General features: G+C 35.7%; 30 protein-coding genes. 25 read left to right on the forward strand and 5 right to left on the reverse strand.

Annotation, left to right across the window (positions count from 1 at the left end):
• From mgtE to ACESM9_RS04355, 4 genes are all read left to right on the forward strand, one after another.
• Nucleotides 1-624 (forward strand): magnesium transporter (mgtE, locus tag ACESM9_RS04340; protein WP_372995655.1); only part of this gene is annotated, 624 nt, incomplete at its 5' end.
• A 111-nt stretch (nucleotides 625-735) separates the two neighbouring features.
• A complete protein-coding gene (locus ACESM9_RS04345) occupies nucleotides 736-2,307 on the forward strand; it encodes an S-layer homology domain-containing protein (protein WP_372995657.1) in 1,572 nt (523 codons plus the stop codon).
• Between the two features lie 517 nt (nucleotides 2,308-2,824).
• Nucleotides 2,825-4,078 (forward strand): DNA polymerase IV, encoded by a 1,254-nt coding sequence (locus ACESM9_RS04350; protein ID WP_372995659.1) that lies wholly within the window; start codon nucleotides 2,825-2,827, stop codon nucleotides 4,076-4,078.
• 30 nt (nucleotides 4,079-4,108) lie between these two features.
• Nucleotides 4,109-4,372, forward strand: coding sequence for a hypothetical protein (locus ACESM9_RS04355; RefSeq protein WP_372995661.1), 264 nt, complete (start codon nucleotides 4,109-4,111; stop codon nucleotides 4,370-4,372).
• 5 nt (nucleotides 4,373-4,377) lie between these two features.
• Here the strand turns inward: ACESM9_RS04355 and ACESM9_RS04360 are convergent, their stop codons facing one another.
• Both ACESM9_RS04360 and ACESM9_RS04365 read right to left on the reverse strand, forming a co-directional pair.
• Nucleotides 4,378-4,800, reverse strand: a complete 423-nt coding sequence (locus ACESM9_RS04360) for a polymer-forming cytoskeletal protein (protein ID WP_372995663.1) — start codon at nucleotides 4,798-4,800, stop codon at nucleotides 4,378-4,380.
• A gap of 17 nt (nucleotides 4,801-4,817) precedes the next feature.
• Nucleotides 4,818-5,777 (reverse strand): peptidoglycan DD-metalloendopeptidase family protein, encoded by a 960-nt coding sequence (locus tag ACESM9_RS04365; RefSeq protein ID WP_372995665.1) that lies wholly within the window; start codon nucleotides 5,775-5,777, stop codon nucleotides 4,818-4,820.
• A 421-nt stretch (nucleotides 5,778-6,198) separates the two neighbouring features.
• On the opposite strand from ACESM9_RS04365, the gene ACESM9_RS04370 reads away from it, so the two are divergent.
• From ACESM9_RS04370 to ACESM9_RS04430, 13 genes are all read left to right on the forward strand, one after another.
• The gene (locus ACESM9_RS04370; protein ID WP_372995667.1) at nucleotides 6,199-6,462 is read left to right on the forward strand and encodes a YkuS family protein; all 264 of its coding nucleotides are present in this window, start codon (nucleotides 6,199-6,201) and stop codon (nucleotides 6,460-6,462) included.
• Between the two features lie 99 nt (nucleotides 6,463-6,561).
• Nucleotides 6,562-6,792, forward strand: coding sequence for a hypothetical protein (locus ACESM9_RS04375; protein WP_372995669.1), 231 nt, complete (start codon nucleotides 6,562-6,564; stop codon nucleotides 6,790-6,792).
• A gap of 25 nt (nucleotides 6,793-6,817) precedes the next feature.
• Entirely contained in the window at nucleotides 6,818-7,375 is a 558-nt protein-coding gene (thpR, locus tag ACESM9_RS04380; RefSeq protein ID WP_372995671.1) for an RNA 2',3'-cyclic phosphodiesterase, read from the forward strand.
• 225 nt (nucleotides 7,376-7,600) lie between these two features.
• Nucleotides 7,601-9,439 carry a YgiQ family radical SAM protein gene (locus ACESM9_RS04385; RefSeq protein WP_372995729.1) on the forward strand — a complete coding sequence of 613 codons (1,839 nt, stop codon included), beginning with the start codon at nucleotides 7,601-7,603 and terminating at the stop codon, nucleotides 9,437-9,439.
• 4 nt (nucleotides 9,440-9,443) lie between these two features.
• On the forward strand, nucleotides 9,444-10,970 hold the full coding sequence (gene hutH / locus ACESM9_RS04390; RefSeq protein ID WP_372995673.1) for a histidine ammonia-lyase: 1,527 nt from the start codon (nucleotides 9,444-9,446) through the stop codon (nucleotides 10,968-10,970).
• 33 nt (nucleotides 10,971-11,003) lie between these two features.
• A complete protein-coding gene (locus ACESM9_RS04395; protein ID WP_372995675.1) occupies nucleotides 11,004-11,231 on the forward strand; it encodes a DUF896 domain-containing protein in 228 nt (75 codons plus the stop codon).
• A gap of 30 nt (nucleotides 11,232-11,261) precedes the next feature.
• Nucleotides 11,262-11,711, forward strand: coding sequence for a chemotaxis protein CheW (locus ACESM9_RS04400; RefSeq protein WP_372995677.1), 450 nt, complete (start codon nucleotides 11,262-11,264; stop codon nucleotides 11,709-11,711).
• Nucleotides 11,712-11,891: 180 nt separating this feature from the next.
• A complete protein-coding gene (locus ACESM9_RS04405) occupies nucleotides 11,892-12,335 on the forward strand; it encodes a hypothetical protein (RefSeq protein WP_372995679.1) in 444 nt (147 codons plus the stop codon).
• Between the two features lie 163 nt (nucleotides 12,336-12,498).
• A complete protein-coding gene (locus tag ACESM9_RS04410) occupies nucleotides 12,499-13,704 on the forward strand; it encodes a sensor histidine kinase (RefSeq protein WP_372995681.1) in 1,206 nt (401 codons plus the stop codon).
• The gene (locus tag ACESM9_RS04415) at nucleotides 13,673-14,317 is read left to right on the forward strand and encodes a response regulator (RefSeq protein WP_372995683.1); all 645 of its coding nucleotides are present in this window, start codon (nucleotides 13,673-13,675) and stop codon (nucleotides 14,315-14,317) included. Before ACESM9_RS04410 ends, ACESM9_RS04415 begins: the two co-directional genes overlap by 32 nt.
• A gap of 456 nt (nucleotides 14,318-14,773) precedes the next feature.
• Nucleotides 14,774-14,965, forward strand: coding sequence for a hypothetical protein (locus tag ACESM9_RS04420; protein ID WP_372995685.1), 192 nt, complete (start codon nucleotides 14,774-14,776; stop codon nucleotides 14,963-14,965).
• 127 nt (nucleotides 14,966-15,092) lie between these two features.
• On the forward strand, nucleotides 15,093-16,256 hold the full coding sequence (locus ACESM9_RS04425; RefSeq protein WP_372995687.1) for an RNA-binding domain-containing protein: 1,164 nt from the start codon (nucleotides 15,093-15,095) through the stop codon (nucleotides 16,254-16,256).
• Nucleotides 16,257-16,284: 28 nt separating this feature from the next.
• Nucleotides 16,285-17,988: a tetratricopeptide repeat protein gene (locus ACESM9_RS04430; RefSeq protein WP_372995689.1), complete on the forward strand. Its 1,704-nt coding sequence runs from the start codon at nucleotides 16,285-16,287 to the stop codon at nucleotides 17,986-17,988.
• On the opposite strand, the gene ACESM9_RS04435 is transcribed toward ACESM9_RS04430, so the two are convergent.
• Nucleotides 17,989-18,576, reverse strand: a complete 588-nt coding sequence (locus ACESM9_RS04435; RefSeq protein WP_372995691.1) for a flavin reductase family protein — start codon at nucleotides 18,574-18,576, stop codon at nucleotides 17,989-17,991.
• Nucleotides 18,577-18,787: 211 nt separating this feature from the next.
• Between ACESM9_RS04435 and ACESM9_RS04440 the strand changes: the two genes are divergently transcribed.
• The 8 genes from ACESM9_RS04440 (at nucleotide 18,788) to ACESM9_RS04475 (ending at nucleotide 22,611) form a co-directional block, all read left to right on the forward strand.
• Entirely contained in the window at nucleotides 18,788-18,925 is a 138-nt protein-coding gene (locus ACESM9_RS04440; protein ID WP_372995693.1) for a hypothetical protein, read from the forward strand.
• 29 nt (nucleotides 18,926-18,954) lie between these two features.
• Nucleotides 18,955-19,185: a hypothetical protein gene (locus ACESM9_RS04445; RefSeq protein ID WP_372995695.1), complete on the forward strand. Its 231-nt coding sequence runs from the start codon at nucleotides 18,955-18,957 to the stop codon at nucleotides 19,183-19,185.
• A gap of 52 nt (nucleotides 19,186-19,237) precedes the next feature.
• Complete coding sequence (locus ACESM9_RS04450; RefSeq protein WP_372995697.1) at nucleotides 19,238-19,429, forward strand: hypothetical protein; 192 nt, start codon at nucleotides 19,238-19,240, stop codon at nucleotides 19,427-19,429.
• A 64-nt stretch (nucleotides 19,430-19,493) separates the two neighbouring features.
• Nucleotides 19,494-19,724, forward strand: a complete 231-nt coding sequence (locus tag ACESM9_RS04455) for a hypothetical protein (RefSeq protein WP_372995699.1) — start codon at nucleotides 19,494-19,496, stop codon at nucleotides 19,722-19,724.
• A 36-nt stretch (nucleotides 19,725-19,760) separates the two neighbouring features.
• Nucleotides 19,761-19,964 (forward strand): hypothetical protein, encoded by a 204-nt coding sequence (locus ACESM9_RS04460; protein WP_372995701.1) that lies wholly within the window; start codon nucleotides 19,761-19,763, stop codon nucleotides 19,962-19,964.
• 111 nt (nucleotides 19,965-20,075) lie between these two features.
• Complete coding sequence (locus tag ACESM9_RS04465; protein ID WP_372995703.1) at nucleotides 20,076-20,273, forward strand: hypothetical protein; 198 nt, start codon at nucleotides 20,076-20,078, stop codon at nucleotides 20,271-20,273.
• Nucleotides 20,274-20,299: 26 nt separating this feature from the next.
• On the forward strand, nucleotides 20,300-20,917 hold the full coding sequence (locus ACESM9_RS04470) for a hypothetical protein (protein WP_372995705.1): 618 nt from the start codon (nucleotides 20,300-20,302) through the stop codon (nucleotides 20,915-20,917).
• A gap of 368 nt (nucleotides 20,918-21,285) precedes the next feature.
• The gene (locus ACESM9_RS04475) at nucleotides 21,286-22,611 is read left to right on the forward strand and encodes a hemolysin family protein (RefSeq protein WP_372995707.1); all 1,326 of its coding nucleotides are present in this window, start codon (nucleotides 21,286-21,288) and stop codon (nucleotides 22,609-22,611) included.
• Nucleotides 22,612-22,666: 55 nt separating this feature from the next.
• Here ACESM9_RS04475 and ACESM9_RS04480 read toward each other — a convergent pair whose 3' ends face one another.
• Together ACESM9_RS04480 and ACESM9_RS04485 are read right to left on the reverse strand one after the other, a co-directional pair.
• Nucleotides 22,667-23,962, reverse strand: coding sequence for a hypothetical protein (locus tag ACESM9_RS04480; RefSeq protein WP_372995709.1), 1,296 nt, complete (start codon nucleotides 23,960-23,962; stop codon nucleotides 22,667-22,669).
• 29 nt (nucleotides 23,963-23,991) lie between these two features.
• The gene (locus ACESM9_RS04485) at nucleotides 23,992-25,914 is read right to left on the reverse strand and encodes an LTA synthase family protein (RefSeq protein ID WP_372995711.1); all 1,923 of its coding nucleotides are present in this window, start codon (nucleotides 25,912-25,914) and stop codon (nucleotides 23,992-23,994) included.
• Between the last annotated feature and the right edge of the window lie 2 nt (nucleotides 25,915-25,916).

Here is a 25,916-nt window from a genome sequence, read left to right on the forward strand (position 1 = left end):
ATAGATGATATAGTTGATATTATAGAACAGGAAAATACTGAAGACCTTCACAAAATGGCAGCCATGGAGCCTTTGGAAGAGGAATATCTAAAGACCAGCTCTTTGATACTGGCAAAGCATAGGATAGTATGGCTTCTGATCCTTATGATTTCAGCTACTTTTACAGGCAGCATAATAAAAAGATATGAGGAATTGCTGCAATCAATTGTTATATTGACGGCTTTCATTCCCATGCTCATGAATACAGGAGGAAATGCAGGTTCCCAGGCTTCAACCCTTATAATAAGGGGTATAGCCCTAGGTGAAATAAATCCATCAGATGTTCTAAGGGTTATTTTTAAGGAATTACAAGTTAGCATATTTGCAGGAAGCATACTGGCTATTGTAAATTTTTTAAGATTGATAATCTTTGAGCATGTTAGCTATTCAATAGCCTCGGTAGTTTGCTTGAGTCTTCTATGCACAGTGGTACTTGCTAAACTTGTAGGAGGGGCATTGCCCATAGTAGCCAAGAAGATTCATTTGGATCCTGCTATTATGGCAGGTCCTTTAATAAGCACAATCGTGGATGCATTAGCTCTCAGCACCTTTTTTGGAATAGCTTCAAGTCTTCTAAATATATGAGTATAGGCGGCGAAAAGCCGTTTTTCTTTTGCTGTAATAAACTTTTAATATAATAGTGTAGTAGTTAATGTTATAATTTAATTATTGTATGTACATAATGGAGGTTTAGATATGAGGTTTTATAGAAAAGTCATTCCATTTATATTGATACTGATTCTGCTTGTTTCTGCTGTAAGTGCCGAGTCCTACAGTATACAAGATGAAAGAAGATATGTAGTAAGGAATGCTTATCAAATAAAAAATGATGGTGCTAAAGAAGTATATAACCTGAATATAAAGGTTCTTGCAGGTTCAGATACAGATTCATATTACCAAAAGAATTTAGCGTTTAATATTTCCCCTTTTCCTAGTTCTTTGTCAACAGATGAATGGGGAAATACATATGCTCATATCAATATTAAAGAATTGAAGCCAGGTCAAAAAATTGATGTAATTGTTGATAGGGAAATATTAAATGGGGGAATTTCCTATAATAAAAGCATTTATGGTATAAAGGCAGATTATAAGGATTTTTTGAGTAATCCTTCAAATTACAAGTATATTTTGCCTGGAGAAAAGATTGAGAGCGACAATCCCCAGATAAAAGCAAAGGCATTGGAGCTTACTAAAACAGGCACCATTGTGGAGAAGGCAAAGAAAATATATGATTTTGTAAATTTACATATAAAATATGATGCGACTCCTAATTACGCAAACAAAGGAGCCCTTAGCGGTTTTATAACTGGAAGAGGAGTATGTGATGAATATGCTTCTCTGTTTACAGCATTGTGCAGAGCCGCAGGAATACCCTCCAGAGTTGTAGAAGGATATTGGTTGGAAGATGAAGTAAAAGAAAATAAATGGACTGATGTATCTGACAGAAGACATTCCTGGAGTGAATTTTATCTGCCCGGGGAAGGATGGATTCCTGTAGAGCCTACCTTTATATATACCTATAATGGGAAGCGTGTTCCCAATGAAAACTATTTTGCCAATATAGGAGCGGAAGATAAGCACTTGATAACCAGCTATATGAGCAATCCTATAATAAATGATATAGATGTTCAGTATTCCTACTATGAATCAGATAGTGTCGGTATGAAGCTTATATCAGGTGAGGAAAGCATAATGCTGCTGCCTAAAGATAGTGAAGGCTCATCCAAAAAATCTCTCACAGATATTGAGGGGAATTGGGCTAAAGACTATATTCAGAAATTATATGAGGCAGATGTGGTGCTTCCGAGGGAAGGCAGTATGTACAAGCCAGGAGAGAATATAACAAGAGCTGAGTTTGCTGCCTATCTTGCCAAAGCCATAGGGCTTAAAGAAATTGAGGGAGCAGGAAACTATAGGGATGTCTCATCTTCTAATCCCTATGCAGGATATATTGAAGCAGCCTCCAAAGCAGGATTGATACAGGGTTATAATGGATATTTCTATCCGGAATACAATATAACAAGACAGGATGCGGCAGTAATAATGGAGAGGGCATTGAAGTTTCTAGGCAAGAATCAGGTAAAGGGTTCTTTAGTATACAGTTTTGCAGATAGCAAGGATATTTCTGATTATGCAACTGATGCTGTAAAGCTTATGTATGAGCTGAACATAATGAGTGGAAAACCAGGCAACCTATTTGCTCCAAAGGATTTTACCACCAGAGGAGAAGCCGCAAAAATTATATGGACATTCATGGGATTGTTATAAGACATCATTGAAGGTGAATTTTAATATAATACATAAAGGTGAATTTAGGTATAAGCTATGTAATAGCTAAAGTATTTTCATACAAGACTTGCTAATGGTACTTAAGAACTGAGCCTTAGAAACAGTCGTATGCGAGACATGGAGGTCGAGCAAGCTTTCACAGGTCACGGATGGCTGTTGAAAGCGTTAGACTTTTCTTAGGCTCAGTTATTTAGTACCATCAAGGATTGTATACTAATACTGTGCTATTACATAGCTTATATTGTGCTATCACATAGCTTATGCCTTTAGCTTATACTTTTGCTATTACATGTCTTATACTTTATATCACATAGCTTATATTGTGTTATTACATAGCTTATGCTTTATAAAGATCTTTCTTTTTTAAGAAAGGTCTTTTATTTTTTGGATAAAGATGCTATAATTAATACGAACATATGTTCGTAAATTTTACATATAATTATACCAAGATGCCTTGCGGTGGGAGAGAATAATATTTAATAAGAGCGGTGATATCATGACTAAAAGGATAATAATGCATATAGACGTCAATTCTGCTTACCTATCCTGGCAGGCTGTATACGACTTGCAAAGAGGAGCGGACGTGGATTTAAGGGAGATACCTGCCGTGGTAGGAGGTTCACAAGAAGAAAGAAGAGGCATAGTATTGGCGAAGAGCATACCTGCTAAGGCTTTTGGAATACAAACGGGAGAAGTTATATGGCAGGCCAGACAGAAATGTCCCGGTCTCGTAGTGGTACCACCCAATTATGAGCTTTACATGAAAGCAAGCAACGCGCTTTATTCTCTCATTAAGGAATACTCTCCAAAGGTTCAGCGTTTCTCTGTGGATGAAATGTTTTTGGATTATACAGGTATGGAGCCTTTTTTTGGGCAGCCCCTTGAGGCTGCCCACAAGATAAAGGACAGGATAAAAAAGGAATTGGGTTTTACCGTGAATATAGGTATAGGACAAAATAAGCTTACAGCTAAGGTTGCTGGAGACCTAAAAAAGCCGGATATGGTTCACACCCTCTATAATGATGAAATACCTTCAAAAATGTGGCCTTTACCTGTAGAGGATCTATTTATGGTGGGAAGGAAGACCAAGAAAAAGTTGCACGATATTAACATAAAAACCATAGGGGATTTGGCAAATACTGATATAAAGTTTCTATATAATCGGTTTAAATCTTTTGGTAACCTCCTGTGGAGATATGCCAATGGTATAGAGGATTCGCCGGTGTCAGGCAGCAAATTGATGAATATAAAAGGCATAGGCAACAGCACAACCATAAGATTCGACGTGGAAGATAAAAAAACAGCCTGTAAAGTGCTTCTTTCTCTCACAGAGTCAGTAGCTATGCGACTTAGAGCAGCCAGAGCCTGCTGCAGTGTAGTTTCTGTGGAGATAAGGACATCTCAGCTTAATAGTTACTCTCATCAGAGGAAGCTTATGACACCTACCTGTATAACCAGCGATATATATGTTACGGCTGCCCAGCTTTTTGAGGAATGCTGGAAGGGAGAGAAGATAAGGCATCTTGGGGTAAGAGTAACTGAGCTTTCAGGAGATGACTTTGTTCAGGCCTCATTGTTTGATGATAGAAACAGGCAAAAAAAAGAGGCATTGGACTCTGCTATAGATTCAATAAGATGCAAATATGGCAAAAACTCTATAATGAGAGCTGTTCTAGCAGATGGAGAGTTTTCACCAGTTTCCGGTGGAGTCGGAGAAGATGATTATGCCATGATGAGCAGCATATTGTAATTACTTCAGTTATTTTAAGGAGTGAGGACTGTGAAGCTGATGAGAAAACCCATAGAGGTTATAGCATGGTTCGATTTTCAAGGTAATGCGGTTCCCATACGATTCAGATATGAGGATGAAGCCCAGGAGCTGCGGGTAGTAAAGGTTAACAGGATAATAAAAAAGGACAAAAATAAATTCGCAGGCAATTCCATGATGAGATACACCTGCGAAACTTCTGATAATGGCATAATTAAAGTTTTTGAGCTGCGCTATGAAATAGACAGTCTCAAATGGTATTTGCATAAGATGTGAAAGTTCTATTTCTTCCCCTTGTTATCTTTAGTTTCTTTGGTTGCAGCTGCTTCAGCTTTTGCAGCAGTAGGAGCAGTCATTTTGCAATTACCATTGAATATGGCACCTTCATCAATTATGATATTTTTTGCATCGATATCACCAATCAACTTAGCGCATGAAGTTATATGGAGATGATTTTCTACAGTGATGTTTCCTTCTACTATACCCGATAGTACTACGCTATCGGCTTTTATATTTCCTTTAACGAAACCTTCTCCGCCAACTATCAGACTTCCAGAAAGTGTAACATCTCCTTTTAACTTACCCTCTATTCTGACAGTACCTTCAGCAGTAAGTGCGCCTTCAATGCTTGTGTTTTTTCCTATTAAAGTATCTATTCTATCAGTGTTAATAGATGATGCGGATTTCTTATTTGAACTGAACATAAACTAATCTCCTTTGCTTAAAAATATTTTGCAGGATTTACATTCTTACCATTTATTTTGACTTCATAATGCAAGTGGGTTCCCGTACTTCTTCCCGTGTTTCCCACTCTGGCGATGGCTTGCCCTCGCTTTACTTTGTCACCTTTTTTTACTAATAGAGAGGAATTATGAGCATAGCATGTAGTAAATCCATAGCCATGAGATATGACAACCATTCTCCCATATCCTGCCTGATATCCTGCGAATAATACTACACCATCGCCGGTAGCTACAACCTTGGTTCCATAAGGTGCTCCAAAATCTACTCCATAATGAAACTCGCTGCCACGGCTGGTAAATGGATTCTTTCTATAACCATAGCCGCAGGTAATTTTAGCAACAACGGGAACAATAGAGGGAACACATCTTAGATAATCCAGTCTATCATTTATAGATACTATAGATTCATCAATCTCTGTCTTCTGACTTAATGTTTGTTTAGATAAACTAATGAGAGAAGTTTTTAGAGTAGAAATCTCATCTGACAAATCATAATTATCCAAAATTGCCTGGGTTGAATATGTATTACTTATAGAAATTTGTGAAATGTTATCCGAAGTCTTTGCCTTTTCATTTTCTTCGGAGGCTTCACTCTTTAACCCTACTGCGGCTTTTATTTCTTCCAAGGCTGCAATATTTTCATCCAACTGCTCCTGGATTCTTTCAGCATTCAGGTTCAGGTTCTGTATTTCAATCTTTTGCCGATTGTTTATCTTGGTAAGTTCTTCAATGTTTTTTAAGCTTGCCTCATATTTATCATTAAGATTGTTCAATGCATATGCAGAAAAAGATGAATAGATAATAAGTGCTCCTAATAATCCAGCTAAAACTTTTGGACCCCATACAGGTATCCTTATGGATTTTATGGAAGATTCATTCTCCGGTATGTAGAAAAAATTAACATGATTACTTTTCTTACTTGTGAAGGCTTTTTTCAATATAACCACCCTTTACATTCAAGAAAGTAGGAAAGGCTTTTATTGGAAGCATTTTAATTACAAGGTAGCCTTTCGTCCCAATTCTACTGAATCTAAACTACAAAGGAGCGAAGGTTCAGTAGAACCCGATTAACAATTCTATAATTCAGAGAGCACTTTTGTTTCTCTTCATTAAGAATTGATTAAGAAATTCATTAGGTCAAGTTAACGCTAAAGAATGGAATTTGTAACACAATTGTAATATAAATATATTTTAACTAAATATTTTAGCTTGTACAAGACAAAAAATGTAAACTGAGAATAAAACTCTTCATCTAAAATTGACAAAAACAGCATGTAAAATAAATATGTATATTTAAGATGGATTTGTTTAATAAATAATGTTAGAAAGCAAAAACCATAACACAAAGGAGGTTAAGATATGGGGAAAATAAAGGTGGGAGTGGAGCAGAATTTAAGCAATGTAAAGAGATATCTTGAAGAGAATGATATAAATGTAAAAGAATTTGACAGCAAAAAGATGGGATCATCATGGACTATGAACAGATACGATGCTGTGGTTGTTTCCGGTACTGATATAAATATTATGGGAATTCAGGATGTGGTAGGCAAGGCAAAGGTCATAGATGCATCCGGAATGACACCTCAAGATGTATACAATGAGATAATTAATATTCAAAAGTAGTAATAATGGAAGAAATGTATTAAAATAAAGTATGTATAAGGTAGATACCTTTAACATGCTTTATTTTTATTTATTATAATAACAAGGGGTAGGTTTTGCATGATTACATCGATTTTCATAGATATTTTGTTCTGGATAGGACTTGTTATGGCTCTTATAGGAGGGATTATGATAGTAGCCTCCTTCACAATTTTTAAAAGAAAGGTTATGAAGACCCCCATATATGAAGATGTGGAACCAGAAACCAGCAAGAAGTTTCCTTGGGGATACCTACTCTTTTTATTGGGAATAGGAATATTTTTTATATCCTATTATCTTTCCATAAGGTAAAATATGAACAAAGGTTGGTACCTGTATGAGGACATTTATAGGGATTGATTTTGATATAAAGGTGAAAAATGAAATAAAAGCTATTCAATCTATTGTAAGAGAAAACTCCCACAAGGGCAGATTCAAGTATATGGGAAATTTTCATTTAACCCTTAAATTTCTTGGGGATATTTCTGAAAACCAGGTAAATATAATAAATGAAGTTCTGGAAAAATCCGCCCAGGGAGTAGGGAGATTTAGTTTAATAGTTGAAAAATTAGGTTTTTTTGGCGGAAAAGGCACCATCAGAACACTTTGGTTAGGACTTGGGGGCGAGTTGGATTCCTTGAATGCTTTATATAGAAATATTGAAGCCGGGCTAGGAGCATGGGGCTTTGACAAAGAAAAAAGACCTTATACGCCTCATATAACCATTGCTCAGGATCTACTGCTCAGAACCAGCTTTGAAGAATTAAGGAAAATTGTTGACTTGAGCAGGATACCTAATATTGATGTCAGCGAGGTTTCGTTGATAAAGAGCGAACAAATTCAAGGCAAAAGAGTATATACTCCCATATCTACCTTCAGGTTAATAGGGAAATAGGCCCAATGGGCAAATGGGCCAATGGGCAAATGGGGCAATGGGCAAATGGGCTAATGGGGGGCCGTTAGGTAGCATGTCATTCTGAGCGTCAGCGAAGAATCTACGATCCCAAAGGAATACCTGATACTAGAGGCGAGTAGCCATTGGGCAAATAGGTAAACAGGAAAGGTGAAATTGTTGAGAAATGTTGATACTTCAGCTTTTCTTCCCATATCAGGAGAGGATATGAGGGAGAGAGGCATTGAACAATTTGATTTTATATATATAAGCGGTGATGCTTATGTGGATCACCCCAGCTTTGGTCATGCAATTATAACAAGGCTTCTGGATCATATGGGGTATAAAGTAGGCATAATACCTCAACCGGATTGGAGACAAAAGGAAAGCTTCATGATTCTGGGAAAACCTAAATATGCATTCCTTGTTTCTTCTGGGAATATGGACTCCATGGTCAACCATTATACTTCTTCAAAAAAGCGAAGGAGAACAGACTTATACTCACCAGGGGGCAGATACGGTACTAGACCTGATAGAGCTGTAATAGTGTACTGTAACAAGCTTAGAGAAGCCTATAAGGATGTTCCTATAATAATAGGAGGAGTAGAAGCAAGTCTGAGAAGGTTTGCTCATTATGACTATTGGGATGATGAGGTCAGGCGTTCAATACTTCTGGATTCAAGAGCAGATCTGCTGATATATGGCATGGGAGAAAGACCTATGAGAGAGATTGCTGAGGCTTTATCCAGCGGTATAGATATAAAGTATGTGAACTATATAGATGGTACAGCTTATGTGACAAGTTCCGTGGAAGGGTTGAGAGATTCAGTCTTCATCCAAAGCCATGAAGAAGTTGCTGAGAATAAAAAGAAATATGCCAAAGCCTTTCTGGCTCAATCAAGGGAACAAGATTATCAAACAGGAAGAGTGGTGATACAGCCCCACGGAGACAGATACCTGGTGCAAAACCCTCCTGCCAAGCCTTTGGATCAATATGAACTGGATGATGTGTACGCACTGCCTTACGCTAGAGATTATCATCCCATATATAAGGTTCAGGGAGGAATACCTGCATTGCAGGAGATTAAATTCAGCATAACATCTCATAGAGGTTGTTATGGAGGATGTTCCTTTTGCGCCCTGAATTTTCACCAGGGTAGGGTGATACAAAGCAGAAGCCATGAATCTGTTTTGGAAGAAGCAAAACTGATGATAGAGGATCCTGAATTTAAAGGATATATACATGATGTGGGAGGCCCTACTGCTAATTTTAGACATGCTGCTTGCAAAAAGCAGGAAAAGTATGGAGTATGCAGAGATAGACAATGCATGTTTCCAGTCCCATGCAAAAATCTCATAGTAGATCATAGAGACTATGTTGAGCTCCTTAGGAAGCTAAGACATCTGCCAAAAGTAAAGAAAGTATTTATAAGATCTGGAATAAGATATGATTATGTAATTTATGATAAAAACAATGAGTTCTTGAATGAATTATGCAAGTATCATGTTAGCGGTCAATTAAAAGTAGCTCCTGAGCATGTATCAGAAAAAGTTTTAAAACTTATGGGAAAACCAAGCAAAAAAGTGTATGATAGATTTAAGGAGAAATATTTCGAAACAAATAGAAAAATTGGGAAAGACCAGTATCTTGTACCATACCTTATGTCAGCTCATCCTGGATCTGATTTGCAGGCTGCCATAGAATTGGCGGAATATGTAAGGGATATGGGATATAATCCGGAGCAGATACAAGATTTTTATCCAACTCCAGGCAGCTTATCCACAACAATGTATTATACAGAGCTTAATCCGAGGACTATGGAGAAGGTTTATGTTCCAAAAAATCCAGCGGAGAAGGCTATGCAAAAGGCATTGATACAATATCGAAATCCTAAGAATTATGATCTCGTATATAAGGCTCTTAGCATTGCAGATAGGACGGACTTAATAGGATACGGAAGCAAGTGCCTTATAAAGCCAAAGGATAAAAAGGTTTTTAAGAAAACCTCAAATAGCTATAAAAAAGCTAAAAGGAGAAATATAAATTTAAAGGCAAAGGAGATGTAATCGGATGGGACATTTGCGCATCGATGGAGAACACCTGACCATAAAGGATGTGGTCAATGTAGCAAGGGAGGGCTTCTTGGTTGAGTTATCACCAGAAGCGGTATCAAAGATTAAAAAATCCAGAGAATATGTAGACAATCTTGTGGAAAAGGAAACAGTGGTCTACGGAATTACAACAGGTTTCGGGAAATTCAGCGATACCTATATATCCAGAGAAGATACAAAAGCTCTTCAAAGAAATCTGATTGTAAGCCACTCCTGCTCCATGGGAAATCCCCTGCCTGAAGAAACAGTAAGAGGAGTTATGCTCCTTCGAGCCAATGCATTGGCAAAGGGGTATTCGGGCATAAGACTTGAAACTGTTAATACATTGTTGGAAATGCTGAACAAAGGAGTTCATCCTATAATACCGGAAAAAGGTTCTTTAGGAGCCAGCGGAGATCTGGCACCTCTAGCTAACATGGTTCTTGTAATGCTTGGTGAAGGTGAAGCCATTTATAAGGGAGAAAGATTGACAGGTAAAGAAGCCATGGATAAGGCTGGCATAAAAACCGTTGAGCTTACTTCTAAGGAAGGATTGGCACTTATAAACGGAACACCTGTTATGACTTCCATAGGAGCATTAGCGGTTTATGATGCTATGAATTTGATGAAAACTGCTGACATAATTGCATCCATGACTCTCGAAGCTCTAAAGGGTATTACCGATGCTTTCAATGAAAGGGTTCATAAGGCAAGAGGGCAGAAAGGACAGATGTCTACGGCAAGAAATGTGCTTAGGATCACTGAAGGAAGCAGCCTTACAACTCGACAGGGAGAATTAAGGGTTCAGGATGCCTATACTTTGAGATGTATACCACAGATACATGGTGCCAGCAGAGATGCCATAAACTATGTTAAGGATATAATATCCATAGAACTAAATGCGGCTACAGACAATCCCCTAATCTTTTCAGAAGATGACATGGTCATCTCGGGAGGCAATTTCCATGGTCAGCCTATAGCCTTGGCAATGGATTTTCTAGGAATAGCAGTATCCGAACTAGCAAATGTATCAGAGAGAAGGATTGAAAGGTTAGTAAATCCACAGCTTAACGATTTGCCTGCATTTTTGACAAAAAGGGGAGGATTAAACTCAGGTTTCATGATAACTCAGTATGCAGCTGCATCAATGGTATCTGAGAATAAGGTATTGGCTCACCCGGCCAGTGTTGACTCCATACCATCCTCTGCCAATCAGGAAGACCATGTAAGCATGGGAACTACTGCAGCCAGAAAAGCAAGAGCTATTTTGGACAATGTGGAAAAGGTACTTGCCATAGAAGCCTTTGCCGCATCTCAGGCAATAAGCTTCAGAGGTGAAGTGGAACTGGGAAAAGGCACAAGGCATGTATACGAAGAAATAAGGAAACAAGTACCTCCTGTAGAAGATGACAGAATAATGTATGTTGATATGGATAAACTTGATAAAATGGTTAAGTCAGGAGTATTCGTGAAAGCTGTTGAAGAGGTACTAGGAGAATTAGAATAGTTGAATTTAAATAAATTGAGATAGGATGGTTTCATGATTACAAAAGAAGATATAGATAGAATTAATTTTCTCGCCAGAAAATCTAAAACTCAAGAATTGACCAATGAAGAAAAGGAAGAACAACAAAAGCTTAGAAGAAAATATATAGACTGGATTAAGCATCAGGTAAGGACACAATTGGATTCCATAGAAATAGTGGATGACCATGATCAGAAGCATGACCATAAGCATGGTCCCAACTGTGGCTGTCATAAGCATTAAGATATTAAATAATAATATGGAGGAGATTACATGGCTGAGCTTCAATTTGTAGTTTTTAAATTGGGAAATGAGGAGTATGGTGTTAATATAATGCAAGTTAAGGAGATAGTAACCTATAAAGAACCTGTGAAGGTCCCCAATACTCCTAAGTTCATTGAGGGTATAATAAACCTTAGAAGTCAAATCATACCTATAGTCAATTTGAAGAAAAGGTTTAACATTCCCGGTGAATCAATCAACGATGAAACAAGAATAATAGTTATGAACATCGATTCTAAGCAGGTGGGCTTTATAGTAGATGACGCCTCAGAAGTAAGAACAATAAGCGAGGAAGATATTGAAAATGCTCCTGATATTATTGCAGGAATAGACAGAAAGTATATTACAGGAATTGGGAAGATGGGCGAAAGGATTTTGATACTTCTTGATATGGACAAGCTTTTTGATGAGAAGGAAAAAGAGTCTCTTGAAGCAGTATAAAAATTATAACATGACTTAAAGCAGTGCGGCTTTTGCCGCATTGCTTTGTTTGGTAGCGATAAAATAAGCAATTTATAAAATTATGTAGACAAAAACTTTCTGATTTGGTGCAGAAAATGCCAAAATTTATAGACCAACCAGTGTATAATTATCTCATCAAGTTTACAACGAGGTGAGATGGTGAAAAAAAGTATATTGTATTTGTTATTATTGGTGCTACTGGCCAGCTTTATAGTATTCAGTGATCCTACAGATTTAGATGTCCTATGCGAGGAGTTACTAGTAAGGAGAGCTGAGATCTGGAATAATATTTTAATTGAGGGTTATGGATATAGTGATTTTTATAACGATATGACTTCTGTGGCTGCTGGGAAGCTATTGGTAGAAGACCTGGAGACCTTCTCATATTTGAAAGAAAACCCAACTGGTATGGAAAGAGTAATCGCTCTGGAATTTTATGAGGAGAGCATAGAAAAACAAGGAGATAATGCTTTTATCAAAGGTAAAATTATATGGATTATGGAAGGAAATGAAGATACGGAGATAATAGAAAGCGACTATGAGATAACATTGGAAAAACATAATAAAGATTGGTATATTACAGGGCTACAACCTGTTGAATAAGCGGCGGAAGCCGTTTTTTTGCTATTTTTATTCCCAAAAGTTTAGTACTTATGAACCAATCTTTTGGGAATAAATTACTGTTAAAACGACATATTGTTACAACATACTTACAAGTCTATAAGAAAAATAGTATAATATAATATATTATAATATATTTTGCCAATTGAGAAAGACTCTTCAAAAGGAGATGATACATATAGATAAGCTTACACAAATAATACAGCAAACTTTAAAGGCTATAGAAAATAGCCAGAAACAGATCTATGAAATAGTCGAAGAATCAAGAAACCAGTATAAGAAGATAGAAGAAGAGCTGCATAAAATCAAGGCAAGAACAGAGGAAATAATACATCAGGTTGATAAGCTGACAAAACTTGAAAAAGATATCAGATATAGACTTATGATAGTCAATAAAAATTTCAAGGAGTTTAGTGAAGAGGATATTAAAGAAGTATATGAAAAGGCTAAGGAGCTGCAGCTCCAGTTGATGGTTAAGAAGAATGAGGAACAGATTCTGATAGAACGCCGTACAGAGATGGAGTTAAGATTAAAAGCTGCGAGGGATACCCTTAAAAAGGCAGAAAAATTAATGTCACAGATGAGCGTTGTTTTGGGTTATTTAAGCGGAGACTTAAAAAATATCCATGGCCAACTTGAAGATATTAAGGAGAAGCAATATCTTGGTATAAAGGTTATTCAAGCTCAAGAAGAAGAAAGATATAGACTATCAAGAGAGATACATGACGGTCCGGCCCAGATACTAGCTAACTTAGTACTAAAAACTGAATTATGTGAAAAGCTTATCGATATTGATACAAAAAAAGCAAAGGAGGAATTAAAGGTACTGAGGGAAGTAATGCGCTTCAGTCTTAAGGATGTAAGGAAGATAATATACGATTTAAGACCTATGTCTCTAGATGATTTAGGACTGATACCTACAGTGGAAAGGCTTATAACTCAACATAATGAGACATCTGAAGTATATGTTGAGTTTAGATTTTTCGGCAATAAGGTAAAATTAATGCCCATTATTGAAGTAGCTTCTTTCAGAATAATTCAGGAATCATTAAATAACATAAAAAAACACTCTAAAGCGAGTAGAGCATTTGTTAAGATTGAAATTACAAAAAAAACCATAAACATTGTAATAAGCGATAATGGAGTGGGCTTTAGAAGAGAATCTATAAAAAATTGTGATGAAAATAGTGGGTATGGGCTTATGAGTATGGAGGAGAGGGTTTCACTTCTTAATGGTAAATTTGAAATCAATTCTTCGCCGGGTAAGGGGACAAAAATATTAGTTTCAATACCTATTGATTTATATGGGGAGGTACAAGATGAAAAAGATAAAAATTCTTATTGCAGATGACCATTCTCTTGTGAGGGAGGGACTCAAACAGATCTTAGAACTTGAAGAGGACTTTGAAGTGGTAGGACAAGCTGCCAATGGCTTTGAAACACTGGAAAAAATTAAGGAGCTTCATCCAGATGTCCTTCTTCTGGATATTAATATGCCTATAATGGGTGGCATACCTACACTAAGAAAAATTAAAGAAGAGAATATTCAGGTTAAAACCGTGGTATTGACCATACATGAAGGAAGAGAATACCTGATGGAAACTCTAGAGCTAGGTGCATTAGGATATGTACTTAAAGATTCGGACTCATCTTCTTTATCAAAAGCCATAAGGGATGCTTATTCAGGGGTATCTTATATACAGCCAAAGCTTGCTGCAGAGCTTGTGAGGGAATTTAGTAGTGCTAAGTCATATAAAAATAATACTGAAAATGAGTTGACAAGAAGAGAGTATGAGGTTTTATCCCTTATAGCAGATGGTATGAATAACAAGGATATAGCAGATAAGCTTTTCATAAGTGAAAAGACAGTGAAAAACCATGTATCCAGTATATTTAGAAAGATAAATGTTAATGATAGGACTAAAGCTGCCATATATGCATATAAGAATAATATAAAATGGTGATAGGAAAGTTTTGTAACCAAATTGTAATAATTAACTTTTATAAAATATATTGCTAAAGAATATTTTGCATGGTATAGTAATTATGTGTTAAAAATGATTAATTTACTAATTAAGAAGGAGGTAGGAAAAATGATTAAAACAAGATTATTTATTATAGCTGCTCAATACAACTATATATTCCTGCCTGCGAAAGGATCAATGGATCTATAGAAAATATTATTATAGCATTACTATGGATTTAAGTCGCAGGCTAAATAGTCTGTGACTTTAATTATTATAATATAATAGCATCCAATTAAGGTCATGGATATCCATGGCCTTTTTGTGTGCAAAAAATGAGAGGGGATGACATTAATGATTAAAATGGCATGCAAGAGGGAGTTTGGGAACTAGGAATTTGTGAACTACTAATAGTTAAAAGACAGAGAATTATTGAAAAAGAAAAGGGGTTATATTGTGAATTTTGCAAGTGAATTATATATTATTTTTTCTAAGGAAAATGATAAAAAGGTGGCTAGAAATTCGCCACTTTCAACAGAAAGAGATAATTGGTTATCTATATATGAGAATATTGAGAAAATCATTGACGGGAAACAACAAAGCAGTATAGATTTAGATATCCAAATATTACTAAGAACGCTTATATAATGAAATATGATACAGCGGTAGCAATATCGCTGTATTTTTTTGAAATAAAGATATAACATATAAAGCTATGTTATTTGTACTAAATATGATAAACTAAAATTAGAATTTGCAAAATGAGGTGCATTACATGAACAAGCAAAGACTTGCAGCTCTTCTGGCAAAAAATGAATCAACCAAACTAGACTTTAAGGAAAGGTTGTCCTTAAAAACTGACTGGGAGAAGAAAGAATTGGCAAAGGATGTAACTGCTATTGCAAATTCAAAGGGCGGAAGAGGATACATAATTTTTGGTATCCAGGACAAAACAAAAAAGGTCATTGGCATAAATGTACCAGAATATCAGGAAGAGCAAATCCAGCAGATAGTAAGCCAGAGATGTGATCCGCCAGTAACAGTAAAGTTTGATTTAGTAAACTATGATGATAAGACAGTTGGAGTACTGACTATTTATAAAAGCAATCAAAAGCCTCATCAAATACTTCATAATGGTTCATTCTATCTGAGAAGAGGATCAACTACTGACATAGCACGCAGGGAAGAAATAGCCGGTATGCTTCAGGATTCAGGACTTTTACAATATGAAACAATATCCTTGAACAATGTAAGTATAGATCAGCTTGATAAGAACATTATTATGAAATATCTCGAAAAATCCGGCTTAAGGATCGAGTATGATAGATTTGAGAGCCTATATCCTCTTTTGGAAGGTTTAGGTATATTATCAGGGGAAGATGATGGAGCGACATATCATCCAACCATAGGCGGACTTCTTGTATTTGGCTATAGACCTCAACAGTTTCTGCCTCATACAGGAATAAAGGTCATAGATGGAAAGAACAATACAGGTGAGTATTTCTATGGTGATATTACTTCCATGCTGGATAAGGTAGAGGACTATATGGCAAATCTCATTAAGAAGCAGGATTACCCTATGGCAGCAATAGCTGAGGTTATTGCCAATTCTGTAGTTCACAGAGATTATTTCAGCTATGGCAGAGAAACGGTGGTATACATTTCAAAAAATCATATAGAGATCAGCAACCCTGGAGCCCTTTATAATAAGAATGAAGTACACTCATTATTAAAGGAGAGCAACCCATACAGGAGGAATAGTTGGCTTTATCACAGACTGCTTGTTTTAGATGAGAAGAAAAGATTTTTGAAAACAGGTTCAGGACTGAGACGAATTAAAGATTCATTTGTGGACTACGGTAAGGTCAGATTTATAAATAATGAGAAGAGAAATCTGTTTAAAGTAATATTGCCAGGTGGGTTTAATATTCTCTATTAATAGACCCAAGGCACTAAGGTGGTGTATTATGAAGAACAATAAAGTAGTATCTTTTGAAAGAGGAGCGGATTTTTATTTTGGTCTGAGCTTCAAGCATATACAAAGTGGCAGGCTTAAAACCGCTTTAAGATATATAGAAAAAGCAGTAAAAATAAAGCCTGATGACAGCTATATGCAGTTTAACTATGCAGGGCTTTTGGCAGAACTTGGACATATAGAGCATTCCACCAGTGTGCTTTTGAATATAATAAACAATCTGGATCCAGATTATGATGAGTGCTATTTTGGATTAGGTTGCAATTATCTTCAAATGCAGAAAATAAAAAAGGCATTGGAGTATTTTGAGAAATATTTAAAGCTTGTGCCCTATGGAGAGTATGCGGAAGAAGCAGAACATCTGGTGGATATGTTATATCTTATCATAGAGGCCAATAACAACCTGGATGATGAAGAGTTGGAACATATATATAAAATGGAAGAAGAAGCAATAAAATTCATGGAGAGAAGGGAATATGAAAAGGCACTAAAGAACTTGGAAGAAGTGGTTTCAAAGCTGCCTAATGCTATTCCTGCAAAGAACAATCTGTCTCTAACCCACTATTATGTAGGAAATATAAGCACAGCTATAAGCATTGCAAAAGATGTGCTGGAATACGAGAAAGATAATATACATGCTAACTGCAACCTCGCCATATTTTATAATAAGCTTGGAATAAATAACCTGGTAGAAAGACAGGTAAGGCTCATTAAGAAACTCTATCCTGATAGCGAGGATTATGCTTATAAAATTGCAGATACGTTAGGATGCCTCAACAGGTATAAAGAAGCCTATGATGCCTATAGAAGACTTATCAGAATGGATGATAAAAATCCTCAGTACATTCATCTCATGGCTGTTGCAGCCTTTAACTGTAAGAAATTCAATGAGGCATTGGATTTGTGGAAAAAGCTTCAAAAATATGATGGAGAAAGCTATTTAGGAGATTATTATTACGGTTTAGCTGTCAAAGCCAAGGAAGGTATTGATGATTTCAGATACCTGCCTTATATTTGCCAGCTTCCTAAGGAAGAAGTGGGAAGAAGAATTGATAAAGTATACCAATTCTTATCTTTGGAAAAAGATGAAATAAAGGAACTCATAATCAATGATAATAGTATAAAAGAAATTATTTATTTTGTTATAAGCTTTGACAAACTTGTTCTTCGAAAGATGATATTTGATAAAATAAAAAAGGAAGAAATCATTGAATTGGAAGATGTAATCAGAAAATATATACTTAGGCCTGATGTAGATAAAAGTATAAAAATTGAATCCGTATTTCTTTTAAATAAAATAGGGTGTAAAGAGCCATATCATGTGCTTATAGACGGTGAAGTAAAGGCCATATCCATTGAACCTGATAATTTGCTTAAAGGCGAATGGAGGAAAGAATGGGAAGATGTAAAAAACACTACTCTGAAGATGATGAAAAACTGTTATAAAACGCCATATACCAATATTGTAGAGGATATTTGGTATGATTTTATAAAATCGTCCTATCCAGATGTACCTAAGATAGGCAGAATAGAGATTTGGGCGGCAGCATTGGAATTTGCATACTGTAGATTCACATGCAAGGATGTAACGCAGCAGCAGCTTGCTGATAAATATAAAGTATCAAAAAGCTCAATAAGCGAGAAGTCCAGAATCATATTCAGCTATATTGGCAATAAATTCGGGGAAAGAGAATAGTCATTCTCTCTCCCTTTTTATTTTTTGCTTTTTTCTTATAGAATAACCGAAAAAGCCTAAAGATTCCTTTAACGACCAGTATTCTCCATGACTATAGCATATGAGGTCCGCTTTTGAAAGATGGAGTTTTTGTTTTTCGTCCATTAGCTTTTCTTCCACCGAAACTCCTACAATATCTGCAATAAACATATCATGAGAGCCTAAAGGCACAATATCCTTTACATTACATTCTAAATTCACAGGAGCTTCAGCTATAGAGGGAACACTTACATGGTTTGATTTCTCGGGAGTCAATCCAAGATAATCAAACTTGTTAACATCTCTTCCTGACTTAACTCCACAGAAATCCAAAGCTTTGCATAGCTTTTTATTTGGGAGATTTATTACAAATTCTTTTGTAGTTTTTATCATTTCATAGGAATACCTTTCCGGTCTTACAGAAATATATGCCATAGGCGGATTTGAGCACAATATTCCTGTCCAGGCTATGGTTATTATATTGTTGTTCCCATTAGTATCGCTACAGGAGACCATGACAGCAGGTACCGGATAAAGCATGGTACCGGGTTTAAATTCTATTTTCGACATATCCATTCATCCTTTCCAATTAATACACTGCCACTAATATCTTATAAAGCGTTTTGTTCTTAAATCATAAAACATAAAACAAAAAAATTCAACCACAGCTTGACTTAGAAAAATCAACAAAATGTTGAGTCAGGCTGTAACAAAAAAAGGACCTGTACATAGTATGGAAGTGGGAAGAGAGAACAACCCTTAGGGTGGAAGGAGGTCAGTGATGAATAATATAATTCTGCTATTATTGCTGCTGGTTATCTTGATAGCTAGTGGATCCAAGAATAGCAATTTACTGTTTATAATAGCCCTTGCCATCCTAGGCCTCGGTGCTGAGGATAAACTCAGATTCCTTATCTAAATATATGCAGATTGGAAGGAGGTGCAACTATGGGTTTTGGTAATGTAGCAGGTGTAGGCAACTGTGGATGCGGCTGTGGCCCTGTATTAGGAGTAGAGGATAGAAAATGCTGTCCAGAAAGTAATTCCTTCTTACTTTTATTACTTCTTTTCATATTATTAGCATCATGTGTAACTAAAGGAAGGGAGAACAACTTCTTCTTCATCATCATCTTAGCTGTAATAGCTTTTGGTGGATTTGGAAGAACCTTTGGATTTTAACCTATAACATTTTAATGAGATCATAGACCGTGCTGAGGAAGGAGGTGCTATTATGTCTGGCAAATTTGACAATGTACTAGGTGCATTTGGTGAAAATTCCTTCTTGCTTTTACTCCTTCTCTTCATACTTCTGGCATCTTGTATAACTTGGGGAAGAGAAAGTAATTTCTTCTTTATAATCATACTTGCCGTTATTGCATTCGGTGGCTTTGGAAGAACTTTCTTCGGTGAAGGAGTCTTCTAGATACAGGCCCGGTTTAACCGGGTCCTGTTATAATATCTTAAATAAAATACAGGGAGGTGTAGAAATGGGTTATAGTAATGTAGCAGGTGTAGGCAGCTGTGGATGTGATAAAGTAGCTGGCATAACAGATTTCTGCAAGCCAGGTGAATTCTCATTCTTGCTATTGCTGGTACTATTCATACTATTGGCATCCTGCATAACATCTGGAAGAGACAGCAACTTCTTCTTTATCATAATATTGGCTGTAATAGCTTTTGGAGGCTTTGGAAGAACTTTCTTCGGCGTTCCAATATAATAAATGGATGATATAAGCCCGTGAGGAGGTGCTTATATGGGCATAGCATCACATGATTGCTGTAAACCTACAGAAGGATTATTCTGTAATAACTGGATCTGGATAATACTCCTTATACTATTTTTCTGTGGAGGTTTCGGAAATTGCGGTTGCTTCGGAGGTAACTTCCTGGGAAATAACAGTATATGGATATTGATCATACTATTTTTCATATTTTTTTCTGGAAAAAGGTTCTTTTAGTCTAAGCCCGGCCTGAGCCGGGCTTAAAACTTCCAAGGAAAAGCTGTAACCAAAAAAGATAGGGAGAATAGAATGTAATGAGAATAGAATATATCCCGAGGAGGGTTCGGTATGGGCTTTTTAGATGATTTACTTAATGATGATATGATTTGGGTAGTACTATTGCTTGTCCTGGTATTTGTATTGCCTCAAAAATGCTCTGAGCCTATCATTAAAAATAAAGCTTGTGAAGAAGACTTGAAATGCAATAAAGATATTATATATAGAAATACAAGAGGTAAAAGGGAGCGAAGACGGCTCGTATATTAAAAATAAGACATGTTGGAGGTAGTTGCATGGTATATGGAAGAAATAATAACAGGTATAATAAAGATGATATTGAGGAGATGAAAAAAAAGATTTCCCAGCAAATGCCCGGAGTCAATCTTGATAATATAAACCAAGATCAAATGAAAAAATTAGTGATGGACCATATAAACAATAATCCTAACCTGAATATAAGTCAGGAAGTTAAGGATAAGATAAACAGGGGAGACATTGAAGGCTTAAAAGATGAACTTGTTCAATATTTAGATAAGCAAAACAGTCCTGAAGGTCAGAGATTGAGCAATATGCTTAAGACCAATGATTTTGATGGCTTAAAAGAAGAATTAATGGGAATGCTCATAAAAGGTATGAGTCAGCAAAAAAAAAATGACATAGGAGATAATTATGAAGAAAGGGCGGAGAATGTAAATTATCAGAACCCTTTGGCTGGCCTGTTCGATGAAGCCCTTTTAAATAATATTATGGAAAAATTTTTCGAAGGCAATAAGAATGATAGAAGAATAGTTCTACTGAACTCAATTAAACCATTTGTATCAGAGAAGAGACAAAAGGCCTTGGATGATTGCGTAAAGGCAATGAACATTATCTGCATAATGGAGAAATTGGGTTTTAAGGCGGGTAGATAACATTGGACTTGATGAAAGTTATTAATTTTGTGTCATCAAATTTTACATTTGAGGATTTATTCCTAATAGGCTTATTAATAATTTTATTGATAGAAGGCAAATGTGATAGAATCTTTTTTGGATTATTAATATTCATATTCATATCAGGCTTAAGACAAGATCTATTATCTTTTAGATAAGGGTTCTTGTCTAAATTTTATTTAAATTACGCTAATAATATAAGAAAAAGTGAATTGCTCTAGATAAAATTAAATCTAAAAAGGCAATAATAAAATATACAATAATAAATCAAGATTAATACTTGCTTGGCATACACATGAAAAAATAGTATAATATAGAAAAATACTTTATTAGGGGGAATTTTTTTAATGGATGTAGACCTGTGGTCGCAAATTTTTGTTATTTTATTACTGGTTGGCGTTAATGCTTTTTTTGCCGCTTCTGAAATGGCAATAGTATCTATAAGACAATCAAAGCTAAGGCCTCTAATTGAGGATGGTAACAAATCAGCCAAAATTGTAGACAAATTCATAGAAGAACCTAGCAAACTACTTGCCACTATTCAAGTAGGAGTTACATTTGCCGGTTTCTTTGCCAGTGGTTTGGGGGCTCAAACTCTCGCACCATATCTAAGTTATGTTTTTCAAAGATTAAACATACCAATATTAGCTGCATATGCAAATACTATTGCATTTCTGTTAATAACCCTCGTAATATCATATGTAACTTTAGTTCTTGGAGAACTGGTGCCAAAGAGATTGGCACTGGAGTGGTCGGATAAGATTGCTCTTTTTGTTGCCAGGCCTATATTGTTTTTCTCCAAAATTGCATTTCCCATAGTTAAGCTTTTGACAGGTTCTACAAATCTGATAGTGAAACTATTAGGTGGAACCGCAAAAAGCCATGAGGATGAGATCACCAAAGAAGAAATCAGACTAATGATAAATGCTGGGGAAGAGAGAGGCATTATTAGAGAAACTGAGACAGAAATGATAAATAGTATCTTTGAATTTGATGATACAGTCGTTAAGGAAGTGATGACACCCAGAACAGATATTGCAGCCATAAATATAAATGCTACATTAGATGAAATTCTCGATGTAATTGTGGAAGAACATTTTTCTAGAATACCTGTATATGAAGAAACAATAGATAATATAATAGGGCTCTTATATGTTAAAGACTTATTCAGTATGATGAAATACGGAAAGGAATTTGAAGTTTCTTTAAAAGATATCATCAGACCTGCATACTTCGTACCGGAATATAAGAAGATTGATGAGCTTTTCAAAGAAATGCAGAAATCCAAAACCCATATTGCAATCGTAATCGATGAATATGGTGGTACTGCAGGACTTATAACCATTGAAGATCTTCTTGAAGAGATTGTAGGAAATATTTTTGATGAATATGATGACGAGATATTGGAATTTGAACAGGTGGATGATAATACATACCTTATAAACGGTATGCTTAGCATAGATGAAGTAAACGACATAATGGATATAGAACTGCCTGAAGATGAACTGGAGTTTGATACCATTAGTGGTATGATATTAAGTTTATCAGGTAAAATCCCTGAGGTAGGGGATGAAGTTCAATTTGAAGATATACATTTCAGAATTGAAGAAGTGGAAGATAAGAGAATAACAAAAATAAGGGCAATAAAACAACCTCAAGAGTTGGTAAAATAAACCGGTATGAAAAATACCGGTTTATTTTAACCCACTAGGAAAGTATAATTCTACCTTAATATTTATTATAATTCCTCATTTCTCTTCCGAAATACTTAAGATCCCCATTATCACCATCGAAAACTATAGAATATAATGTACCTTTATACTCCACATGCGCTTCGTATTCTAATTGTCCTGTCAGATTTCTTATCAAAATTATTTCTTTTACTTGGCATTTATCATTAAGCTTATCTAAAATATCTTCTTTGCTAATATCAGGAATTCCAATTTCTTTATTATCGGGACAAACAGTTTCAAACTTGCTTATTAAGCCATGAGATTCAATAACAAGAGCCATTCTCTCCATTTCATCGTATATGTCATCCTTCTTGCTAATATATGAATAAGCTATGTAATCCAGTTTTCCTTCATCATCGTATTTTACTTGTTTATCATATAGAAATACACTATCATTAAATCTTGATATTATTGTGTCAGCTCTGCTATCCAGCTCATTCTCTGAATATCTGTTAGAGGGCACCCAATACTTTGTAGCACGAACAGTAATTTTGTCTGTAGTCTTATCATAGACGATTTCATAATCTACTGTATCATCGGCAACGGTGGTTTTGTTCTCATATCTGGGTTCAACACTAGCCCTGAATCTATATATATCTGTATATTGCTCAGGATTATCATCCTGTTCCAGAGTCTTAGGCTCTATGAGCTTTGAAAATGCCTGTTCACAATAATGCTTTGCCTTTTCAAAATCAGCATCTTTGAAACTCCCTCTGTAGTTTTTCAGGAACACATATTTCTCATTATTGAGAAGATCATCAGCCTTCTGACAATAGCTGCTATATATTTTAATTATATTTCTTCTGATTATCCTTGATTTACTGAAATTCCAATCATCATAAAGATCACCTATAATGTTTTTATACTCCTTAATCAATTCAGCATTATAGTCATAGAGAGTCTCTAGATATTTTTGCTCTGATATATCTATCATGTTATCTGATATTATGCTTTTTATGACATCATCCACCTGGCGGTAAATACTATCAAAATCATATATGGCTTTGCCATCGCCATAATCAGATGCATCAAGATTTGATCTGAACAAATTGGCAACGATATGTTTATTTATTAATTCCTTATCCCTATTAAAAGTATAATCTAGAAGCAATATCTGGGATATATTATCATTGAGATTTTCCAATTCCTTTCCAAAATCCTCAAAATCATAGTACATTCTGTCTTTAAGGTCATTATAAGCACTGACATAACGCCTGGCATAAAAAGAGGCAAATATTATTATCGCATATAATAGAATATAACATATCTTCTTTAAAACCCCTATTTTCACATCAACACCTCTTGAAAATACTCTATCACTTATTTGGACACATATTTATAGTAGTCGGTTTCAAGTATTTTGGCAGAATAATAAAATTTACTATCTACTATATCCTTAATAGAATTTATATAATCTTCATCAACCTCTACACCTGGATTAGGTGTAAACACTCCTTTTACAGAGTTGTAGCGACCTTTATCAGTGATAAAGCTCTTATTTTCAAATATGACCAGGGGCTCAGCATCAGAAAATATATCCCTGCCCATAAACAGTCTGGAATCGTAGTCCAATCCCATCAAATTGGAAATGGTAGGGAGTATGTCCAGGCTGGAACAAGGTTTGTCAATTGTAACAGGCTCCATTCCCTTTGTGTAGAGTATGAAATGATTCTTGTACAACTCAAAATCTCTATCTACCCTATAGCCAGCAAGCTCGTCTATTTCTTCCAACTCAAGACCATAGGGATAATGGTCAGAACTTAAGGCTATCAGGGTTCTGTCTGCTATACCTGCTTCCTCCAGCTTATTAAGCAAATATTCCAAAGCTCTATCCAGTTCTATCTGGCAAGCTATATAAGCTTTGCAGGCATCTGAATAGGGCAGATCCTCAACCAATTTCCTATTCTTCGCTGCTATGGTATTACCGGTAAAGCTATATCTCATATGTCCACTGACAGTCATGTAGTATGTATGGAATGGCTCCTTGTCTATGTACTCGGGTATGGTTCGTTCCATCATCTCAAGGTCAGATGCAGGCCATGATTTCTTTATATCAAGACCATTTCCAACACCTTTGTATTCATATCCCATATTGGGATGGGATATGTTCCTTTTATAATATGTATATGTATTATTGTGGTATGCTCTTGTTTCATACCCTAAACTCTTTAATTGATTGCCCAAGACATAAGGCATGGACTTTTTACCTGATATATAGAAACTCCAAACACCTCTTTTGGGTATCAAACCTGTGCATGCCACATATTCCCCATCGGAAGTGCTTACGCCCCATATGGGGGTATAAAAATCGGTAAAGTTGTAACCTTCATGAACCATTTTGTATAGAGTAGGAGTCACATCCTTATGTACCGCATAGGGAGAAAAGGATTCTGCTGTAATAAGGATAAGATTATATCCCTTGAACCTTCCAGTGTAATCATTTTTTTCTGTAGGCTTTACATTCATAAAATAATAGTGCATGTTTTTTATTGTTTCATTTTTTTCATTAGAAATAAGCTCCACAAAATCTATATCCAAGGTGTTGTATTGGATTTCTTTAATTATTGGCTCAGGCTTTTCAATTATATCTACAGGAGGTTCAATTGTGATTTCTTCTGGTTCTGACAATGTGGGAGACCAACCAAATATGAGCCTTTGCATATCCAATCTCATGTAGGTAATCAATCCCAACTTTTTTACAGACATGACAGGATGGTCATTGTTGAAATATAAGTCATAGGCTGAGTATTGAGTTCTTTCACCTGTACATATGAAAGCAACCCCGATTATATGAAGTACAATAGCGCTGCATATTAGAATGGCTCTGGTCTTCATGCTTATACTGGCGAAAGCCAAAAACCTTTTCAGCCAGATCATCGATATGCATGGAACAAAAGCCAATAGTATCCATAGGATGTTTTCAGCCATTAAGACAAGTATATCCTTCCAGAATTCCAGGATCTGACCTGCATTACCTGCTGAAAATAAGGTATAAAATGTTTTAAACAACTTGTGATATAGTATTTGAGAGGCAAATATGAATCCCCATAATCCCATAAGTACTATAGTCACAATATAGTTTACACTTTTGTTGAAACCGGTACATATTATATATGACACAAATGCAAAGGGTACAGAAAACACTAATGAGATCAAAAAACCCGAGGAAAAGAATTCTTCTCCAAGGGAGGCTCTTAGTATTGTCTCCAGATAAAACAATGAAATGATAAAATATATTAACATCT

The sequence above is a fragment of the Lutispora sp. genome, from assembly GCF_041687175.1.
GTDB lineage: Bacteria > Bacillota > Clostridia > Lutisporales > Lutisporaceae > Lutispora.

Bases quoted from the DNA above. Each gene is read 5' to 3' on its own strand.
- ACESM9_RS04370 (WP_372995667.1), top strand. From the start codon at position 6,199: ATGGGGAAAATAAAGGTGGGAGTGGAGCAGAATTTAAGCAATGTAAAG.
- ACESM9_RS04435 (WP_372995691.1), bottom strand. From the start codon at position 18,576: ATGTCGAAAATAGAATTTAAACCCGGTACCATGCTTTATCCGGTACCT.
- ACESM9_RS04445 (WP_372995695.1), top strand. From the start codon at position 18,955: ATGGGTTTTGGTAATGTAGCAGGTGTAGGCAACTGTGGATGCGGCTGT.
- ACESM9_RS04455 (WP_372995699.1), top strand. From the start codon at position 19,494: ATGGGTTATAGTAATGTAGCAGGTGTAGGCAGCTGTGGATGTGATAAA.
- thpR (WP_372995671.1), top strand. From the start codon at position 6,818: ATGAGGACATTTATAGGGATTGATTTTGATATAAAGGTGAAAAATGAA.
- ACESM9_RS04465 (WP_372995703.1), top strand. From the start codon at position 20,076: ATGGGCTTTTTAGATGATTTACTTAATGATGATATGATTTGGGTAGTA.
- ACESM9_RS04425 (WP_372995687.1), top strand. From the start codon at position 15,093: ATGAACAAGCAAAGACTTGCAGCTCTTCTGGCAAAAAATGAATCAACC.
- ACESM9_RS04470 (WP_372995705.1), top strand. From the start codon at position 20,300: ATGGTATATGGAAGAAATAATAACAGGTATAATAAAGATGATATTGAG.
- ACESM9_RS04375 (WP_372995669.1), top strand. From the start codon at position 6,562: ATGATTACATCGATTTTCATAGATATTTTGTTCTGGATAGGACTTGTT.
- ACESM9_RS04440 (WP_372995693.1), top strand. From the start codon at position 18,788: ATGAATAATATAATTCTGCTATTATTGCTGCTGGTTATCTTGATAGCT.
- hutH (WP_372995673.1), top strand. From the start codon at position 9,444: ATGGGACATTTGCGCATCGATGGAGAACACCTGACCATAAAGGATGTG.
- ACESM9_RS04385 (WP_372995729.1), top strand. From the start codon at position 7,601: ATGAGGGAGAGAGGCATTGAACAATTTGATTTTATATATATAAGCGGT.
- ACESM9_RS04450 (WP_372995697.1), top strand. From the start codon at position 19,238: ATGTCTGGCAAATTTGACAATGTACTAGGTGCATTTGGTGAAAATTCC.
- ACESM9_RS04460 (WP_372995701.1), top strand. From the start codon at position 19,761: ATGGGCATAGCATCACATGATTGCTGTAAACCTACAGAAGGATTATTC.
- ACESM9_RS04345 (WP_372995657.1), top strand. From the start codon at position 736: ATGAGGTTTTATAGAAAAGTCATTCCATTTATATTGATACTGATTCTG.
- ACESM9_RS04400 (WP_372995677.1), top strand. From the start codon at position 11,262: ATGGCTGAGCTTCAATTTGTAGTTTTTAAATTGGGAAATGAGGAGTAT.
- ACESM9_RS04430 (WP_372995689.1), top strand. From the start codon at position 16,285: ATGAAGAACAATAAAGTAGTATCTTTTGAAAGAGGAGCGGATTTTTAT.
- ACESM9_RS04350 (WP_372995659.1), top strand. From the start codon at position 2,825: ATGACTAAAAGGATAATAATGCATATAGACGTCAATTCTGCTTACCTA.
- ACESM9_RS04475 (WP_372995707.1), top strand. From the start codon at position 21,286: ATGGATGTAGACCTGTGGTCGCAAATTTTTGTTATTTTATTACTGGTT.
- ACESM9_RS04485 (WP_372995711.1), bottom strand. From the start codon at position 25,914: ATGTTAATATATTTTATCATTTCATTGTTTTATCTGGAGACAATACTA.
- ACESM9_RS04360 (WP_372995663.1), bottom strand. From the start codon at position 4,800: ATGTTCAGTTCAAATAAGAAATCCGCATCATCTATTAACACTGATAGA.
- ACESM9_RS04415 (WP_372995683.1), top strand. From the start codon at position 13,673: ATGAAAAAGATAAAAATTCTTATTGCAGATGACCATTCTCTTGTGAGG.
- ACESM9_RS04395 (WP_372995675.1), top strand. From the start codon at position 11,004: ATGATTACAAAAGAAGATATAGATAGAATTAATTTTCTCGCCAGAAAA.